Origin of the sequence: Mesorhizobium sp. M0195 (assembly GCF_040322115.1) — a bacterium.
GTDB lineage: Bacteria > Pseudomonadota > Alphaproteobacteria > Rhizobiales > Rhizobiaceae > Mesorhizobium.
The window spans coordinates 70637-88209 of record NZ_JAMYSV010000011.1; the positions used below are offsets into that span (position 1 = coordinate 70637).

Genomic DNA, 17573 nt, shown 5'->3' on the forward strand with positions numbered 1-17573 from the left:
GCTTTGGTGCCGACTCATGACAGGGCCGTTTTTTTGAGTTTGCCCGTGTCGGTCATCGGCAGACTGGGTACGATGACGATGGACTTCGGAACCATGAAGTTTTCCAGCCGTCTCTGGCACTCTTTCTGCAACTGCTTTTCGCCGAGCATGCTTCCCTGCTCCATCACGACAAACGCCTTCACTGCTTGCCCGAGCATCTCGTCCGGAACGCCGATGACCGCGGCTTCCCGTACGCCGGCAATGTTCATCAACGCGTTTTCCACCTCCTTCGGCGCTATCTTCTCTCCGCGCGATTTTATGATCTCGTCGCCGCGACCGACAAAGTAGAGATAGCCCTCGGCGTCCATCCGGCAGTAGTCGCCGGTGTACAGGACCTGCTCACCCGGCAGCGGTCCGGGTTTGAGCTTTCTGGCTGTCGCCTCCGGCTTGCCCCAATAGCCCTTCATCACCGTCGCTCCGCGGATGACGAGCTGACCAACGACGCCGGGTCCGACCCGCCTGTCATGCTCGTCGACAATCCACATTTCCGTGTTGGGGATGGCGATGCCGACGCTCAACGGCTTTCGCTCCAGATCGTCCGGCGGCAGGTAGGTGCAGCGCTTGCATTCGGTAAGGCCGTACATCGAATAGATACGGGCGCCAGAAAACAGCTCCTGCAGCAGGAGAATGTGCTTGAGCGGCAGGGCGGCCGCAGTGTTGGTGACATAGCGAATGCTCGAAAAATCCTGATCCCTCAGAGACTTGAGCTCCCCGAGTGCGGCAAAGATGGTCGGTACGCCGGGAAAGCCCGTCACCCTTTCTTGCTTGATCAGCCCAAGGATCTGCGCCGGGAAGGCGAACGAGCGCTCAAGCACCAGCCGGGCGCCCGCGCCGAACGCCATGATCATCTGGTAAAGACCGTAGTCGAAGGCGAGCGGCAGGACATTGAGGATCACCTCGTCTTCGGCAAGCGCCAGGTACGAGGAAATCGAGGCGCATGCGGCGATCATGTTTCGATGCGTCAGCATCACGCCCTTGGGCTCGCCCGTCGAGCCGGACGTATAAATGATCGCAGCGAGATCGATGTCGATGCAGCGGCGCGCGGGCGGCGTGCTGCGGGCTGCCGCGACCGCAGTATCCCAGCGCACAGCATGCGGAAGTTCTTGCAGGTCGTTGCGTTCGATCGGCCCGGAGACGATCATGCGGCGCAACGATGGGCAATTCCGCGCCGGATCCCTGAAAATCGAGTGCAGGTGTTTGTCGGTGATCAGTGCCGTCGGGCGGCAATCGTTGAGCAAATAATCGAGCTTGTCGCTTTTGGTGAGCGGATTGACGATGCACACCACGGCGTTGGCCTTGAGCACCGCCCAGAAAGCGACGACGGCCTCGACAGTGTTGTCGGCGAAGATCACCACTCGATCGCCACGCGCAATTCCAGCCTCGGTCAAATGGTGCGCTATGGCGTTCGAGCGCATGTCGAGATCGCCATAGGTGACACGTTGATTGCCGCACACCAGGGCCACCTTGGCGCCGAGCCGGCTGGCAGAGTTGGTGAGATAGTCGTGCAGGAGGGGTACGGCGCCATGCATCATGCGAGCACCTCTTCACGATGCTCGCGGTCGATATCGATGCTGAGCTTGAGCGTGCGAGCCCCACTTGGACGGCTCGCGATAAATTGCCGATGGAGAAGCTGCGTCGACAGCACTCCGACCAGCGCCATATTGTCGGAGTTGGACAGGTCGCCGCCGCCGGCGCTGGCTTGGCACTTGCTCAGGAGCCGGGTAACCGATTTGGGATCGAAGACGTTCGCTTCGCGCAGCGCCGCCTCCGAAAGTGCTTCGCGAATGTAGACCGGAGCGCCATCTGCGACGAAGCAAAGCGCGTTGGGGGCCCGGTAAGGCTGTTTCTTGCGGGTGACGATTTCCGACGGCACGATCGGTTGCGCTACACGTTTCAGCACATGCTTTTCGTCGAGCACGCGCAGCTTGTAGGCGGCCGGAAGCGAATTCGCGAGCCTCACGAGTTCATGGTCGAGGAACGGGAAGCGCCCCTCGACGGAATGAGCCATGAGCATCCTGTCCCCTTGTGAGGACAGCAGGTAGCCCGACATCAGCGTCTGGATCTCGATATACTGGTCCTGCGCAAGAGAGCCCCATCGCGAAAACTCCGACGGCAGGCGGGCAAGCAGCTCGGACACGGCGTTATGGCGCTCCGTTTGGGCGCGCATGTCTGGCGAAAACAGCCGCTTGATGGCGCTTGTGGTACGCCAGCGCGTGCCATGCGCAAAACCAGGCGCACCACAGGCGTGGATGTCGCGCCCGAAGAACTGGCGTGCCATAGCTTGCTGCTGTACCGGCGAGCGGCTGAGATAGGGATAGAGGCGCTCCAGCAAACGGGAGCGTCGCTTCGAGGCGGGCTGGCGTCCCCAGAAGCGGCGGACCTTGCCTTCGCGGAACAAATCGTAGCCGGCGAACATTTCGTCGGCCCCTTCGCCGGTCAGCACGACCTTGATGCCATGCTGGCGCACCAGTCTCGAGAGCAGGAACAGCGGCGCCGGCGCGGTTCTTAGGATTGGCCGCTCGGCATGGTAGATAACCTCAGGGAAGATGCCAGCGATATCGCTGCGCGAAACAACCACCTCATGATGGTCGCTGCCGGCCACGCCGGCAACCAGGCGCTGGAAATGCGTCTCATCATATTCGGCGTCGGCAAAACGCAGCGAGAAAGTCTGGAAGCGCTCGCCCGCGAAGCGTCTCCCCAGCGTGGCGACCAGTGAGCTGTCGAGCCCGCCGGACAAATAGCAGCCAACCGGCACGTCGGCGCGTACTATCCTGAGCGCCGTCGCGGTCTCCAAGGCGCTGCGCACTTCCTCCACCGCGTCATCAAGCGAGCCGCTGAATTCATCATCGCCAGGCCCGTCAACCTCTGGATAGGCAGGCTTCCAAAAAGCCCGCTCGCGAACGACGCCGCGGTCATAAATGCGGACATGCCCAGGCGTGAGTTCGCTTACTCCTCCAAACACGCCTTGTGGCGGCGCGACAGTCCAAAGAGTAAAAGTCTGATCGATGCCGGCTGGATCGAACGCGCGGGGTATGTCCGCATCGGCCGCGAAAATGGCCTTCACCTCGCTGGCGAAGTAAAGCCGTCCGCCATGCTCGCAAAAGTGCAGCGGGCAGATGCCGAACCGATCCCGCGACAAGACGAGACGACCAGCCACGGAGTCCCAGATGGCGACTGCCCACTGCCCATTCATTCGCTCGAAGGCGGCCTCGCCCCAGGCATGATAGGCATGGACGATGACCTCGGTGTCGCTGCGTGTGCGGAAGCGATAACCGAGCGCGGCCAGGTCTTGTCGCAGCTCGACGTAATTGAAGATTTCGCCGTTGAAGACGATCCACATTGTGTCGTCCGCGCCGGCGAGTGGCTGCTGGCCGCTTGCGAGATCGATGACGGACAGGCGGGCATGCGCCAATCCTGCACGTCTGTCCCGGTAAAGGCCGCGCTCGTCCGGGCCGCGATGCGCCAGCGCGCCCGCCATACGTATCAGCGCATCCCGGGAAGGGGACGCCGCTGCGGCGCTCAGCGACACAATTCCGGCGATGCCGCACATCGCCTAGCCCTCGCCCATTGAAGAGGACACCAACGGCCGCGCGTGAAGATAACGTGCGGCGCGCCGCTTGCTGTCGATATCCTTGAAAACCTTCTGGACCTGCGCCTCGGTGAGGCCGGTTGCCTCAGCGATCTCTTCGCTGGCTATCCCGTGGTTCAAGCCGTAGAGGCACAGATCCATCAAATAATAAGGCAGCGCGAAGTAGAACTCCTCCTGACTCTGCGGCATCGAGAAGGTGTCCGTGGTGGGCGGTCTTCGCCGGACCTCTTCCTCCACCCCAAGATATTCCGCCAATTGATAGACCTGGGTCTTGTAGAGGTGGACGATTGGCATCAGGTCGGCAATTCCGTCGCCTTGCTTGACGAAGAAGCCCTGGTCGTACTCCAGGCGGTTCGGCGTGCCCGCTACCGCGTAGTTGAGGCGGTCGGCATGGTAGTATTCGGTCATCTTCCGCAGGCGCTGCTTGTAATTGGTTGCCGCGACGATCTGCAGATAGGCTGCCGACGGCAGACGCACCGTGTCGGTCCTGCCCTCGGGGTCCTGAACCGTGAGGCGCGTGATGTTGAGACCGTTGCTCTCGAGAACCGAGGCGAGCACCAGCTTGCATTTCCAGCCGTCCCCATATTCGGGAACGACAGTCTTGATTGCTTCGATCTGCCGTCTATAGGCGCCGATCGCTTCCAGGGCCGGCGTTATATCCTCCAGGACCGTATCGATAGCAAGCTGCGCGGCGACGGTGCGGCCGAGCCTTAGCGAGTCGCCGGAGGAATGGCGCTCCGGCATGAATATCCCGAGGACCTTGTCTTTTCCAAAGGCGCGAGCACACAACGCCGCGACGACTGAGCTGTCGATGCCGCCTGAGAGGCCGACAACCACCCCTCGACGTCGCAGCGTGCCAAAGACCTGCTGGCGCAAGATCTGGACGATACGATCGACTTCCGCGCCAGCCTCGAGCACCAGCGCGTCCTTGCCGAATGTTGAGATCAGGTCGATGGCTTGTACTCCAGTTTGCGAGACTCGGTTGGCGAATAGGTTTGCGCCACCGCTTTCTCGATAAGGGGACGGTTGGTGGCGAGGTGAGGCTCTATGACCAGGTCGATATGGGTGCCGACGATCGGAATCACGTCCAGATGGGCGAAAACGCGATCCCAGCCGATGGCCAGAGTCATTCCGGGTCGAGCACAGCGAAACAGGGTGCCGGTGATCGGCAGCGCCGGCTTCGGCTCTGTCAGCCATTGGAAGAAGGCCCGTGCCCGCAAAACCTCCTGCAGTTCCAGTTTGGTTCTAAAGCTCGTCGCATTGAATTGTCCCTGAGCGTAGCGATCGAGAAACCGGACCAGTTGCGCCTCTCGCCCCATTTTCACGGCGACTTTCGCGAGGGCGCGGCAAGCCATCCGGTAAGCGGATACGCGGTTGGTCCGGATTCGATTAAATGTGCGCGTAAACGTCTCCAAGTAGGCGCTTCGCTCGCCGACGAGGCTGGTGTCGAGTATGCCGACAAACTTTATGGTTCGCCCCGCGGCCAGCAGCCGCGCCGCCACTTCGAAAGCAACAGCGCCGCCGAGCGAATGGCCAAGAAGTCGTATGTTACCCGAAGGTTGAGTGCGGCGGATCTGCTCGACGGCGGCATCGGCCATGTCGGCGAGGCTGTTTTGCCCGCGCAGTATCAGAGCCAGGGCCGGATACCTGATCGGGGCAACGCGGGTGACCTTGCCCATCGCTGCTGCAAAGGCAGCAAGGCTCGGGCCATAGCCGACCGACCCCGGGAACAGAAAAAGAATGGGAGGATCGTGCTTCTCGGCGCGCGCGCTTTGGTCGCCTGCCTGTGCAGATACGACCGCCTTGACCATTTCGTCCAGGCTCATCCCGACGGTGAAGGCCTCAAGACCGAGTTCCTGCCCGATAGCGCTTTCGATTTCCATGACGCAGTGCAGCAGCTTCAGTGAATCTCCTCCGGCGTCGTCCCAGCGCCCTGCCGCCACCCGCGTATTAAGAATGCTGGTCCATGCCCGCTGGACGACCTGCTGCGCCGTCAGCTTGCCTCGCGGCTCGAGCGGACGCTCGATCGCTGCCGTCTCTCTGGCTGAAAGATCCATGTCTGCAAGTGTCGTGATGTCGACTTTGCCGCTCGGCAGACGCGGCATCTCGGCGATCGTGTGCAACCGCAGGGGACGCAGCGGCGGCGGCAGATTGGACCTGACAAGCTGGCGAAGCTCGTCTGAAAAGGCCGCTTCGGCCGAGCGCCGAGGAACAACAAAGGCGACAAGCTCATTCGCCGCAGCCACGATTGCCACAGCATCCGCAACAGAGGGTGCGCAACGCAGCACCCGTTCGAGCTCGGCTGGCTCGACGCGTCGACCATTGATCTTTACCTGGCGCCCCTTGCGACCGACGATGTGCAGTAGGCCTTGGTCATCAAGTCTAACGAGGTCACCCGTCGCGAAAATCCGAAGGCTTGGATCGTCCGGGTCTGATGTTGTCGGCACAACAGCCCCGTCCTCCCAATGGCCAAGCAAGACATAGGGGCTCCTGATCAGAAGCTCTCCGCTGCGGCCTGGTTGAACGCGGCGGCCCGTTTTGTCGACAATTGCAAAGGTGATGCCAGGCAGTAGCCAGCCAACTGGAACCGAATCTCCATGCTCCGGCCAGTCTCGCGGCAGGAACCATTGCGAGCCCGTGGTCTCGGTTGACGAGTAACCGATCTGGATGAGGCACGTATCGGAGACGGCCTTGCGCAGCAGGGCGATGTCGCTCCACGGCACCTTCTCGCCACCGATCCGGGCGACTCTGAGTGAATGAAATGCTTCCGCAGGTCCGTCTGCCATAAGCGCGCGAAGCAGTGCCGGCACCAGATAGGTGATTGTCACGCCCGCGGATCGCACCAGACGTTGCACGGCGCGCAAGCCGACCGCTTCGACTTCGACCAGATGCAAGGTGGCGCCGGTGAGAAGAGCCGCAAGAATCTCCCGGCACCCGGCGATTGTGGCGGGTCCGGTCAATGGCAGGAAAACATCATCCGAGTTGATGTGGCATGCATCGACATATTGCTGGACCCGGCACAGCAAGCTGCGCTGGCTGTTAACGATGCCTTTGGGCCGGCCCGTGCTTCCTGATGTATAAAGCACGATGGCGGGCGCATCGACCGAGGCGGAATAAGACTGAGGCACTTGCCCACCCTGCGAGGCCGCACTGGTCGACACATCGATCCAACTGACCCGGTGAGGCAAACGTTCGGGTCGGACATTGCCCTCGCCCAGAATAGCTGAGAGTCGCGCCCCGGCCACGATTTCAAGAATCCGCGAGCCAGGATCTCGTGCGTTGAGCGGCACCGAAGGGCGCCCAGCCGCCATGCTGGCCAGCATGGCGATGGGATACCAGGCTGAGTTGGCCTGAAGAATCCCTATCGCCTGTCCATCTGGGACGGCCGCCGCGATCTGGTAGGACAGCGTCTCGACTGACCGGAGAAGCTGGGAATAGGTCAGACGATTGGCGCCGTCGCTGATTGCAAGCTTGTCGGGGTACTGGCGGACGATATTTCTCAGGTGCTCGAAGGCCGCAATGTTGGCAAAATCGGCGCCCAATCTTTGAAATGGGCGCAGTATGGGACCACCCTGATCCAGTGGGTATTGTGGGACACTTGACCAATTATCGGAGGTCGTTGTCTGACAATCCACCGCTAGATCCTGATCCGCGACTTCTGATCCCAAATATGCCGAAGACATGAGTTGCCTACGCTAAGATTAGGGTCACTTATCGCCCCCCGCCCCGATCTTTTCATCGATCATTCTGATGATGCCCTTCGCCTGTTTCGCAAGCCGCGGGCCGAGCCAATCATGCCGAGCTCGCTGGCTGCCGTGGTGCGCATGACACGGCGAGCACTGGCGTTTGTGCCAAGTTGGCAACACCTGTTGGACACATGCCAAGGCGGGATCGAAGACCAAGGCGGGTTGAAGACGGAATTGCCGCTACGCAGGCATATTGCCTATTCTGTGGTTCTCCCGGGCGATACAGGCGATGCTTCGGTGTCGGAATAGCTGCCGGAGACGAAACAATATGCATAGATCTGTCCCCGATTTTCGTCGGTCACACGAATCCAATCCTTTTCCCACGTTCGGAAGGTAATACGCCCGCCCGTCATCATAGCTGCGGCTCTGAACGGACTCGGCGCGTTGACAACGCGCACCGATATAACATCGTCGCCGTCCATACGCTCGACGAGATACGTCTGCATGAAAGCTCCCCATGCCCCGCTAGATCACCCGCACTTTAACGACGGCTAATCAATTCGGTTGCAACGTGTTTTGCGAAACTTGGAGGCGATGGTTTCCATACCCACCGGCGCCGGGGGTCCCTCCCACTCCGTATCCGTCAGATTTTTCAGCGACGGGAAGCCAGTACAGGTGAAGGCAGGCTGATTCCGGCCATGCCGGCCTTCATGACCACTGCGCCGTGTCGACGATCCGTTGGAGCAGAAGGCCTGGTGCTGCAACGTCAATCGTATTTGGCCAGGAAGCGCCCGACGGCGGCGAGGCCGTCGTGCTTTTCCTCGACATGCGGCATGTGGCTGGAATTCGGGAAGACCAGGCCTTCGACGTAGGGGATAAGATCCAGAAAGGGCTGGACGCAGGCCTCGGTCGCTTCGTTGTAGAAGCCGCGGAAAACCAGGTCGGCGCCTCGATCCGATGCAGGCGGTCGACGATGGTCCAGTCCCGCATCGTGCCGATGACGTGGAACTCATTGGGACCATTTATGGTGTGATAGACGGTCGGATCTTCCTCGATTGCCGCGAATATCCGGGAGACCATTACACCGCGGTGCTGCGTTCCGCCGTGCCGATACCCGGCATCGACCGGGCGCGGCGTGGCCGGCTGGTGCTCAAGGGTGACCTGCCCAGCCCGATGAACCCACCCCTCGGGGTGCCGGTTCCACACCCGTTGCCCAGCTGCCACCCCGATCTGCCGCAGCGAGCGCCCGCTTCTCCAAAGCATCGGCGAGGGCCGCCTGGTCGCCTGCCATCATCCAGCCGACGGTTGACGAGGGGAATTCTCGTTCAACGATATCCGGACCGTCAGCCGTAATTGTTGCTTCGGCGAGAATAAAGGCCGATCTGGACGCCGCACGATCCGGCGCTATGTTGCGCTTCGGCGGCCGGGTATCGCGGATGCCTAATACTAAAGTAACTGTTCTCGCGTTGCCGAGCGATGTTACGATTTGAAGGACGGTGGCCGTACAGCGCTGCGTGATTTTGCGCTGGAGAGGATGGAATATGGGAGGCCGCTCTTCGTGCCGCAGCAGGCAGCCGCCGACATGTTGCTCGGTTGTCGACCATAAGGGAGGAAGTCACCAATGAAGCTATCGTACCTGGTCTCGGCCGCGCTTCTTGCAGCGACTGCGATGCCTGCTGCAGCCGCCGAGATTTCCGATGGCAAGGTCAAGATCGGCATTCTCAACGACCAGTCGGGCGTCTATGCCGATTTCGGCGGCAAGTGGTCGGTCGAGGCCGCCAAGATGGCGGTCGAGGATTTCGGCGGCAAGGTGCAAGGTGCGCCGGTCGAGATCGTCAGCGCCGACCACCAGAACAAGCCGGACATCGCCTCCAACATTGCGCGGCAGTGGTATGACACCGAACAGGTCGATTCCATCATGGAACTCACCACCTCCTCGGTGGCACTCGCCGTCCAGGGGATTTCCAAGGAAAAGAAGAAAATTGATATCGTCACCGGCGCCGCGACCACCGAGCTAACTGGTAAACAGTGCTCGCCCTATGGCTTCCACTGGGCCTACGACACGCATTCGCAGGCAGTGGGGACCGGTGGCGCTCTCGTCCAGCAAGGCGGCGACAGCTGGTTCTTCGTCACCGTCGATTATGCATTCGGATATTCGCTCAAGGAGCAGACCGCAAAGTTCGTCGAGAGCCATGGCGGGAAGGTGGTTGGCGAGGTGCGTTACCCGCTCGGCTCGACCGACTATTCATCCTTCCTGCTGCAGGCGCAATCGTCGGGCGCCAAGGTCATCGGCCTGGCGAATGCCGGCCTCGACACCTCCAACTCGATCAAGCAAGCGGCCGAATTCGGTATCGTGCAGGGCGGTCAGCGCCTTGCAGCGCTTCTCTTCACGCTGGCCGAGGTGCATGGGCTCGGTCTCGAGGCGGCGCAAGGCGTGGTGCTGACCGAAGGCTTCTACTGGGATCGCGACGACAAGAGCCGCGAGTTCGCCCAGCGGTTCTTCAAGCGCACCAACCGCATGCCGAATATGATCCAGGCCGCCACCTATTCAGCCGTGACACAGTATTTGAAGGCGATCGACAAAGCCGGCACCGATGGAACCGAGGCGGTCGCCAAGGAATTGCATTCGATGCCGGTGAACGACGTCTTTACGGCGAACGGCAAAGTGCAGCCCGACGGCAACATGGTTCACGACATGTATCTTTATCAGGTCAAGTCGCCGAGTGAGAGCACCAAGGAGTGGGACTATTACAAACCCCTCGCCACGATCCCCGGTAACGAGGCGTTCCTGAGCGCCAAAGAGAGCGGCTGTCCCACGGCCGGCGAGTGATTGGCGGACCGATGGCGCCGCCTGAACCGGATCGGCCGCAGGTAGTGCTTTCCGCCCGCGGTTTGCGGCGCGACTTCGCCGGCTTCGTTGCTGTCAGGAATGTCGATCTCGACGTCTACCACGGCAATATCCACGCGCTGATCGGACCCAACGGCGCCGGCAAGACCACCGTGTTCAACCTGCTCACCAAGTTCCTGCCGCCGACCAGCGGCAGGATCGAACTGCTCGGCCACGACATCACCCGCACCTCGCCGGCCAAAGTCGCGCGGATGGGCCTGGTGCGCTCGTTCCAGATATCGGCAGTGTTTCCGCATCTCAGCGTGCTCGACAATGTGCGCGTTGCATTGCAGCGACCGGGCGGGCTCAGCGTTCAGTTCTGGCGCTCGCTATCGGCGCTCGATAGATTGACGCCGCGCGCCGAGGAGCTTTTGCGGTCTGTCGGTCTCGACGATGCCAAGAACAGGCCCGCCGCCGATCTCTCCTATGGCAGGAAACGTGTGCTCGAGATCGCCACGACGCTGGCGCTCGAGCCGAAAGTGCTGCTGCTCGACGAGCCGATGGCCGGCATGGGGCATGAGGACGTGCGTACGGTTTCCGACATCATCCGCTCGGTTGCCAGGGATCGCGCCGTGCTGATGGTCGAGCACAATCTGACAGTGGTGGCCGATCTTTGCGACTGGATAACCGTCATGCAGCGCGGCGAAATCCTTGCCGCCGGCGACTACCCCACGGTCAGCCGCGACGAGCGGGTGAGGGTCGCCTATATGGGCACCGCCGATGACTGACGCCGCGCCGCTTCTTGCAGTCCGCGACCTCAACGCCTGGTATGGCGAGAGCCATGCGCTGCACGGCGTCGATCTGGAGGTCTTTCCAGGTGAAACTGTGACGTTGCTGGGCCGCAACGGCGTCGGCAAGACCACGACATTGCGCGCCATCATCGGGCTAATCCGCCAGCGGACCGGCCAGATTTTTTTCGACGGCAAGGATCTGATGCGCCTGCCATTGCACCGGACTGCGCAGCAAGGCATCGGCCTGGTGCCGGAGGAACGCGGCATCTTCGCGACGCTGACCGTGGACGAGAATCTGGTGCTGCCCCCGATCGTCGCCGAAGGCGGCATGAGCGTGGAGGAAATATTCGATCTTTTCCCCAATCTGAAGGAGCGCCGTAACAGCCCCGGCACCAGGCTCTCGGGCGGCGAGCAGCAGATGCTGGCGATTGCGCGCATGCTCAGAACCGGCGTGAAAATGCTGCTTCTCGATGAGCCGACCGAGGGCCTGGCTCCGGTCATCGTGCAGCGCATCGGCGATCTGCTGGCGACGATGAAAAAGCGCGGTATGACGATCCTGCTGGTCGAGCAGAATTTCCGCTTTGCCAGCCGCGTCACCGACCGTTTCTACCTGATGGAGCACGGCAAGGTCGTGGCGGCCTTTCCGGTCGGCGAACTGCCGGATCGCATGACGCTGCTGCATGAAGTGCTGGGTGTATGATGGCGCCATGACGATGATCTTCGGAATACCCGTTCAGGCATTCCTCGGCCAATTGCTGGTCGGCCTCATCAACGGCTCGTTCTACGCAATGTTGAGCCTGGGCCTCGCCGTCATATTCGGCCTGTTGCGCGTCATCAATTTCGCTCACGGCGCGCTCTATATGCTCGGCGCCTTCATCGGCTATCTGCTTCTCACCCGGTTCGGCATCGGCTACTGGCCGGCTTTGATCCTGTCGCCGCTGATCGTCGGCGGCTTCGGCGTCGTGGTCGAGCGCCTGGCGCTGTCGAGGCTTTACGACATCGACCCGCTCTACGGGCTGCTTTTCACCTTTGGCCTCGCGCTCGTGCTCGAAGGGGTATTCCGTTACTACTATGGCGTATCGGGAAGTCCTTATTCCGTGCCGCCGCTGCTCTCCGGCGGCACCAATCTCGGCTTCATGTTCCTGCCCAATTATCGCGGCTGGGTGGTGGTCGCCTCGATGATCGTCTGTTTCGGCACTTGGGCGCTGATCGAGAAGACCAGGCTGGGCTCCTATCTGCGCGCGGCAACGGAGAACCCCGGCCTGGTGCAGGCTTTCGGCGTCAACGTGCCGTTGCTGCTGACCCTCACCTACGGCCTCGGCGCCGCTCTTGCCGGGCTTGCGGGGGTTCTCGCCGCGCCGATCTATCAGGTGAGCCCGCTGATGGGATCTGACCTCATCATCGTCGTTTTTGCCGTTGTCGTGGTCGGCGGCATGGGATCGATCCTCGGGGCGATCGTCACCGGTTACATGCTTGGCCTCGCCGAGGGCTTGACCAAGGTTTTCTATCCCGAAGCCTCCAATCTGGTGGTCTTCGTCATCATGGCCATCGTGCTTCTGGTCCGGCCAGCCGGCCTGTTCGGAAGGGATGCCTGAGATGGCCGAACTGACACTTCGCGAGACGCGTGCCAAGAATTCCGCACGGCTTGAATGGGCGCTGGTCGGGCTCGGCATCCTGGCGCTGCTGGCGGCGCCTTTCTTCGTCTATCCGATCTTCCTGATGAAGATGCTGTGCTTTGCGCTGTTTGCCTGCGCGTTCAACCTTCTGCTCGGCTACACCGGCCTGTTGTCCTTCGGCCATGCGACGTTCTTCGGCGGGGCGGCCTATTTCACCGCATACGCGGTCAAGGTCTGGGGCTGGCCGCCGGAAGCGGGCATCCTGCTCGGCGTCCTGGGTGCCGCGCTGCTCGGCCTTGTGATGGGCTTCTTTGCCATCCGCCGGCAAGGCATCTATTTCGCCATGATCACGCTGGCGCTGTCGCAGATGTTCTTCTTCTTCTGCGTGCAGGCACCGTTCACCGGAGGTGAGGACGGCATCCAGGGCGTGCCGCGTGGTAGGCTGCTTGGATTGCTCGACCTGAACGTCTCGATCAACATCTATTATTTCGTGCTGGCAGTCTTCCTCATCGGCGTGTTCGCCATCTGGCGCATCATCAACTCGCCTTTCGGCATGATCCTGCGTTCCATCCGGGAAAACGAGAGCCGGGCCATTTCGCTGGGCTATTCCGTCGCTAACTACAAGCTGGCGGCTTTCGTCATGTCGGCGACATTGGCCGGGCTGGCCGGCGCGCTCAAGGCGATCGTTTTTCAGTTTGCCACGCTCACCGACGTCACCTGGCAGATGTCGGGCGAGGTGATCCTGATGACGCTCCTCGGCGGCATCGGCACCATGGTCGGGCCGATCATCGGGGCCAGTCTGGTCGTCGGCCTGGAAAACACGCTCGCCACCTCGAGTTTTCCGGTGACCATCGCCACCGGCCTGACCTTCATGGTCTGCGTGCTGGTTTTCCGGCGCGGTATTGTCGGTGAGGTCTATGCGCGGTTTCTCGGGCCAAAGGGTGACGCGAAAGACTGAACGGCTCAGTTCTGCCTCGCTACGCGATGCGTAAGCCTTGCGCGTCGAGAAGCACGCAGCCCAGAGGATCGAAGCAGACATCGACCATTTCGCCTTCACGCAGCGGCTGGCCGTCGATCAGCGTGTTGGCGCGCACCAGCGTGCCGGCGCCGATGTCGATCTCGTAGACCGCATTGCCGCCCAGATAGGAGGTCGAGACTATCCGTCCCGCCAGCCTGTTGGCAGCACCGACGGTACCGACGGTAAGCTTCTGCGGGCGAACGACGACGGTGACCGCGCTGCCGGTCGCGAGCGCCTTCGGCGCGGCCGCCTTTACGACATGGCCGCTGGCCAGCGCGATCGTCGCCATCTTGCCGTCCATCACAGTCACGCTGCCGGGCAGCATGTTGGCCTTGCCAAGGAAATTGGCAACGAATGCGGTGGCCGGCTGGTCATAGACCTGCGCGGGGGAGCCGATCTGCTCGATCAGGCCGGCATTCATGACGACGATGTAGTCGGACATCGACAAAGCTTCTTCCTGGTCGTGCGTCACGAAGATAGTGGTGATGCCCGTCCCCCTCTGGATTTTCTTGATCTCGACGCGCATGTCCTCGCGCATGTTGGCGTCGAGTGCCGACAAGGGCTCGTCCAGCAGCAGCACTTCCGGCTCGAAGACGATGGCGCGGGCCAGTGCGATGCGTTGCTGCTGGCCGCCAGAGAGCTGTGATGGCAGCTTTGTCTCACTGCCGGGCAGCCGCACCATATCCAGCGCCTTCTTGACCCGGCGCACGATTTCCGGTTTCGGCACGTTTCGATATTTCAGGCCGAATGCGACGTTGTCGAAGACGTTCTTGTGCGGAAAGAGCGCGTAGTTCTGGAACACCAGACCAATGTTGCGCTTGTAGATCGGGATATCGTCGACCCGCTTTCCGCCGATCGAGATCTGGCCGCTGGAGATGTCGACCAGGCCCGCGATCGATCGCAGGATTGTCGTCTTGCCGCAGCCGGACGGCCCGAGCAAGGTGACGAAACTACCTTTGCGGATCGCCAGTGAAAAATCGCGCACAGCGGCGAACTTGCCGTAAAAAATATCGATGTCGCGGAACTCGACCGCAGGCTTTCCTGTCGGTTGCCTCTCGCCTTGGGCAAGCGGGTCGCCAGCGGCCCCGGCCGAAGCCGGCCGGGGCTGCTGGTCGTGGCTGTTGTCGTCATGCACCTTTCGACACCCTGTCCCATTGCTTGGTCCAGGCGTCCTCGTTCTTCGCCCAGTAGAGCGGATCGGCGAAGGTCAGCGACTTCATCGATCCGGTCGGGTCGAAGGCCGGAAGTGCCGCGATCTTGTCGGTCAGCTTCACCTTGGTCGGGTCAAGCGATGGCGGATAGTTCTGGCCCTCGGCGACGGCGATCGACGTTGCCGGATCCAGCATGAAGTTGATCAGTTCCTCGCATTCGGCCATCGGCGAACCCTTGAGCACCAGCATATCCTCCATCCATGCGTATGAGCCGGCAGGGTCGAGATAGCCGATCGGCTGGCCCTGCTGCTGCAGGGCGGCGACACGTCCTGACCAGGCGTCGGTGACGACGATCTCGTTTCGGGACAGGAGGTCCATCAGTTCCGCGCCGGAACTCCAGAACTTCTTGGCCAGGTCGCGGGTCTCGCGAACCTTGGCCCAGATGGCATCCATGTCCTGGATGTTGTTGGGATCCTGTTTCGTCTGCAGCGCCGCATACCAGACGCGCGTCGTCATATCGGCGTAGCCGCCGATCTTGCCGGCATATTTCTTGTCGGTAAGCAGGTTGGCGCCCTTTTCCTTTGCTTCCTCAGGTGAGATGACCTTGTTGTTGTAGGCGATGCCGGTGGTGCCGTAATCATAGGGCACAGCCGACAGCTTCGGCGTGATCTTGCGGAACGGCTCGATCATGGCGGTCAGCACATTCGCCATGTTCGGGATGTTCGCCTCGTTGATCTCCGAATTGAAACCGCCATTGACGTATTTGATGTAGTAGTTGACGCCGGAAGAATGGACGATCTGGAAGTCGCCCGGCTTCGACGTCTTGATCTTGGTGATGATCTCGTTCTCGTCGCCGAAGGTGCCCTGGACGACCTTGACCTTGGACTTGGCGGTGTAGGGCTGGAACGCGTACTTATCGATCGCTTCCTGCACCACGCCGCCCCATCCGTCGAAGCGCACTTCCGAAACCGCGGCTAGCGCCCGTCCCATCCAGGGCATGGAAAGTCCGGTGGCGGCGGCAGCGGCGGCCGTCAGCGTCAGGAATGATCGCCGGCTGATGTCGCCATCGGCATATCGTTCGTTGAGCCGTTCCAATCGTTTGGTGGTTGTCACTTTCATTTCCGTTCTCCCATTTTCATTTTCACTTGCCTGCCTTGAACCAGGTGAGGCTTTGCAGGATGAGCCCGCCAGCCAAGGGAATGCCGACCGTCAAAAGGATCATGACGGTTCCGAGCGCGTTCACCTCGGGGCTGATCGAGATCTTCAGCATCGAAAGGATTTGCGTCGGCATGGTCTCGACGCCCGCCGGCCGCCAGAACAGGCTGGCCGAAGTGTTGTCGAACGAAATGGTGAAAGCGAGCAGGACGCTGGCAAGCACTGCGGGAATGAGCAGCGGCAGCGTAATCTCGCGGAATGTCGACACACGCGGCGCCCCGAGCGACAGCGCCGCCTCCTCATAGGACCGCTTTATGCCGACCATGCGCGCCTGGACGATCAGCACCACGTAGGGGAGCGTGAGCAGAATGTGGCCGAGCACCAGCAGCGTCATGCTGCGCGGCTGGTCGACGGCTTTGATCATGACCAGGAGGCCGACGCCGAGTATCGTTTCGGGGACCAGCGCGGGAAGAATGACAAGCGTGTTGATCGCCTGCTTGCCACGAAACTCGAAGCGCACCAGCGCCAATGCCGCCATGATGCCGAGCAGCGTCGTCACCGTCGCCGTTACCAGGGCAATCCACATCGATGTCCGGAAGGCGTCGAGAACCGGCTCGTTTGTGAGGAGCTTCTCATACCATCTCAGGCTGAAGCCGGTGAGGGGAAAGCCGCCGAACATCGAGGCGTTGAAGGAAAGCACTACCGTGGCGAGGATCGGCGCAAACATGAAGATGTAGACGCACACCGTGATCGCGCCGGTCAGCCGCCACGCCCATCTGCCTTCGCGATCGGGATGATCCGCTCTCATGCGCTGAGGCCCTTCATGATCTGCGACAGGCCCATATAGCGGCTGTAGGCGGCCGCGGCCGCGCCGAGCAGGACGAACAGGACGATGGAAAGCGTGGCGCCCATCGGCCAATTGAGCTGCCCCATAATGGTATCGTAGATCAGGTTGCCGAACAGCGCATCGCGGCTGCCGCCGAGCAGCTGCGGCGTCACATAGGAACCGGCCGCCAGCACGAAGCAGAGCAGCAGCCCGGCGCCCAGCCCCGGCATCGATAGCGGCAGGGTCACTTCGCGGAACGCCTGCGCGCTGGTACAGCCCATCGAGCGGGCGGCGGCGATCAGCGTGCGGTCGATGCTTTCCAGGCTGACATAGACGTTCAGGATCATGTAGGGCAGCAGAAAATGCAGCAGCCCCATGATGACGGCGCCCTCGGTGTAGAGCATCGGCAACGGCTCGTCGATGACGCCCAGCCTGATGAGCGCGACGTTGATCAGCCCCTGTTCGCCGAGGATGTGGATCCAAGAGAACGTCCGGATGGTGAAGCTGATCCAGAACGGCACGATGAGCAGCAGCAACAGCAGCCATTTGTGCCTGAAGGTCGTGGCCCAGATGAAATAGGCGGGGAAATAGCCAAGGATCGCGCAGATCACCGCGGTGATGGCGCCGACGCGAACGGTCTTCCAAAGAAAGCCGTGATAGTAGCTGTCGGTGAGGAATTCCTTCCAGTTATCGAAGGTCAGCACCGCCGACTCAACTCCGGCGGTGACGAAGGTGAAAAACGTGTAGACCGTCATCATCGCGATCGGCAGCAGCAGAAGCAGGGTAAGCAGTATAAGCACAGGCGCGACGAGGACCCAGGCCAGTCGCTGATCGTATAATTTCCACCCTTTGGTCACGACCCGTCCACACCAATT

At 61.4% G+C, this 17573-nt stretch carries 16 protein-coding genes; 7 read left to right on the forward strand and 9 right to left on the reverse strand.

What is annotated here, in order from left to right:
- Positions 1-14: 14 nt before the first annotated feature.
- From NKJ12_RS20785 to NKJ12_RS20805, 5 genes are all read right to left on the reverse strand, one after another.
- The gene (locus NKJ12_RS20785; protein ID WP_352507231.1) at positions 15-1571 is read right to left on the reverse strand and encodes a class I adenylate-forming enzyme family protein; all 1557 of its coding nucleotides are present in this window, start codon (positions 1569-1571) and stop codon (positions 15-17) included.
- Positions 1568-3589: an asparagine synthase (glutamine-hydrolyzing) gene (gene asnB, locus NKJ12_RS20790; protein WP_352507230.1), complete on the reverse strand. Its 2022-nt coding sequence runs from the start codon at positions 3587-3589 to the stop codon at positions 1568-1570. Before asnB ends, NKJ12_RS20785 begins: the two co-directional genes overlap by 4 nt.
- 3 nt (positions 3590-3592) lie before the next feature.
- Positions 3593-4576, reverse strand: a complete 984-nt coding sequence (nadE, locus tag NKJ12_RS20795) for an NAD(+) synthase (protein WP_352507250.1) — start codon at positions 4574-4576, stop codon at positions 3593-3595.
- On the reverse strand, positions 4573-7311 hold the full coding sequence (locus NKJ12_RS20800; protein WP_352704741.1) for an AMP-binding protein: 2739 nt from the start codon (positions 7309-7311) through the stop codon (positions 4573-4575). Before NKJ12_RS20800 ends, nadE begins: the two co-directional genes overlap by 4 nt.
- A gap of 260 nt (positions 7312-7571) precedes the next feature.
- Positions 7572-7820, reverse strand: coding sequence for a hypothetical protein (locus NKJ12_RS20805; protein WP_352507228.1), 249 nt, complete (start codon positions 7818-7820; stop codon positions 7572-7574).
- A gap of 218 nt (positions 7821-8038) precedes the next feature.
- On the opposite strand from NKJ12_RS20805, the gene NKJ12_RS20810 reads away from it, so the two are divergent.
- The 7 genes from NKJ12_RS20810 to NKJ12_RS20840 all read left to right on the forward strand — a co-directional run bounded on the left by NKJ12_RS20810 (position 8039) and on the right by NKJ12_RS20840 (position 13506).
- Positions 8039-8347 (forward strand): hypothetical protein, encoded by a 309-nt coding sequence (locus tag NKJ12_RS20810; RefSeq protein WP_352704743.1) that lies wholly within the window; start codon positions 8039-8041, stop codon positions 8345-8347.
- Between the two features lie 195 nt (positions 8348-8542).
- On the forward strand, positions 8543-8623 hold the full coding sequence (locus tag NKJ12_RS32290) for a hypothetical protein (RefSeq protein ID WP_502895561.1): 81 nt from the start codon (positions 8543-8545) through the stop codon (positions 8621-8623).
- Positions 8624-8935: 312 nt separating this feature from the next.
- Positions 8936-10144 (forward strand): ABC transporter substrate-binding protein, encoded by a 1209-nt coding sequence (locus NKJ12_RS20820; protein ID WP_352507226.1) that lies wholly within the window; start codon positions 8936-8938, stop codon positions 10142-10144.
- An 11-nt stretch (positions 10145-10155) separates the two neighbouring features.
- Complete coding sequence (locus NKJ12_RS20825) at positions 10156-10929, forward strand: ABC transporter ATP-binding protein (RefSeq protein WP_352507225.1); 774 nt, start codon at positions 10156-10158, stop codon at positions 10927-10929.
- On the forward strand, positions 10922-11632 hold the full coding sequence (locus tag NKJ12_RS20830) for an ABC transporter ATP-binding protein (RefSeq protein WP_352507224.1): 711 nt from the start codon (positions 10922-10924) through the stop codon (positions 11630-11632). The genes NKJ12_RS20825 and NKJ12_RS20830 overlap by 8 nt, the downstream gene beginning before the upstream one ends.
- Positions 11633-11639: 7 nt before the next feature.
- On the forward strand, positions 11640-12527 hold the full coding sequence (locus NKJ12_RS20835) for a branched-chain amino acid ABC transporter permease (protein WP_254819527.1): 888 nt from the start codon (positions 11640-11642) through the stop codon (positions 12525-12527).
- A gap of 1 nt (position 12528) precedes the next feature.
- The gene (locus NKJ12_RS20840) at positions 12529-13506 is read left to right on the forward strand and encodes a branched-chain amino acid ABC transporter permease (protein ID WP_352704745.1); all 978 of its coding nucleotides are present in this window, start codon (positions 12529-12531) and stop codon (positions 13504-13506) included.
- A 19-nt stretch (positions 13507-13525) separates the two neighbouring features.
- Here the strand turns inward: NKJ12_RS20840 and NKJ12_RS20845 are convergent, their stop codons facing one another.
- From NKJ12_RS20845 to NKJ12_RS20860, 4 genes are read right to left on the reverse strand one after another with little or no spacing between them, the layout of a single operon-like run.
- Positions 13526-14701 carry an ABC transporter ATP-binding protein gene (locus NKJ12_RS20845; protein WP_352704747.1) on the reverse strand — a complete coding sequence of 392 codons (1176 nt, stop codon included), beginning with the start codon at positions 14699-14701 and terminating at the stop codon, positions 13526-13528.
- Positions 14694-15836: an extracellular solute-binding protein gene (locus tag NKJ12_RS20850; protein WP_254819524.1), complete on the reverse strand. Its 1143-nt coding sequence runs from the start codon at positions 15834-15836 to the stop codon at positions 14694-14696. Before NKJ12_RS20850 ends, NKJ12_RS20845 begins: the two co-directional genes overlap by 8 nt.
- 22 nt (positions 15837-15858) lie before the next feature.
- Complete coding sequence (locus tag NKJ12_RS20855) at positions 15859-16680, reverse strand: ABC transporter permease (RefSeq protein WP_352704749.1); 822 nt, start codon at positions 16678-16680, stop codon at positions 15859-15861.
- Positions 16677-17555: an ABC transporter permease gene (locus tag NKJ12_RS20860; protein WP_352704751.1), complete on the reverse strand. Its 879-nt coding sequence runs from the start codon at positions 17553-17555 to the stop codon at positions 16677-16679. Before NKJ12_RS20860 ends, NKJ12_RS20855 begins: the two co-directional genes overlap by 4 nt.
- Between the last annotated feature and the right edge of the window lie 18 nt (positions 17556-17573).

Excerpts from the sequence above, each read along its gene's own strand:
- NKJ12_RS20850 (WP_254819524.1), bottom strand. The coding sequence starts at position 15,836 with ATGAAAGTGACAACCACCAAACGATTGGAACGGCTCAACGAACGATAT.
- NKJ12_RS20835 (WP_254819527.1), top strand. The coding sequence starts at position 11,640 with ATGACGATGATCTTCGGAATACCCGTTCAGGCATTCCTCGGCCAATTG.
- NKJ12_RS20825 (WP_352507225.1), top strand. The coding sequence starts at position 10,156 with ATGGCGCCGCCTGAACCGGATCGGCCGCAGGTAGTGCTTTCCGCCCGC.
- NKJ12_RS20830 (WP_352507224.1), top strand. The coding sequence starts at position 10,922 with ATGACTGACGCCGCGCCGCTTCTTGCAGTCCGCGACCTCAACGCCTGG.
- NKJ12_RS20840 (WP_352704745.1), top strand. The coding sequence starts at position 12,529 with ATGGCCGAACTGACACTTCGCGAGACGCGTGCCAAGAATTCCGCACGG.
- NKJ12_RS20855 (WP_352704749.1), bottom strand. The coding sequence starts at position 16,680 with ATGAGAGCGGATCATCCCGATCGCGAAGGCAGATGGGCGTGGCGGCTG.
- NKJ12_RS20805 (WP_352507228.1), bottom strand. The coding sequence starts at position 7,820 with ATGCAGACGTATCTCGTCGAGCGTATGGACGGCGACGATGTTATATCG.
- asnB (WP_352507230.1), bottom strand. The coding sequence starts at position 3,589 with ATGTGCGGCATCGCCGGAATTGTGTCGCTGAGCGCCGCAGCGGCGTCC.
- NKJ12_RS20800 (WP_352704741.1), bottom strand. The coding sequence starts at position 7,311 with ATGTCTTCGGCATATTTGGGATCAGAAGTCGCGGATCAGGATCTAGCG.
- NKJ12_RS20785 (WP_352507231.1), bottom strand. The coding sequence starts at position 1,571 with ATGATGCATGGCGCCGTACCCCTCCTGCACGACTATCTCACCAACTCT.
- NKJ12_RS20820 (WP_352507226.1), top strand. The coding sequence starts at position 8,936 with ATGAAGCTATCGTACCTGGTCTCGGCCGCGCTTCTTGCAGCGACTGCG.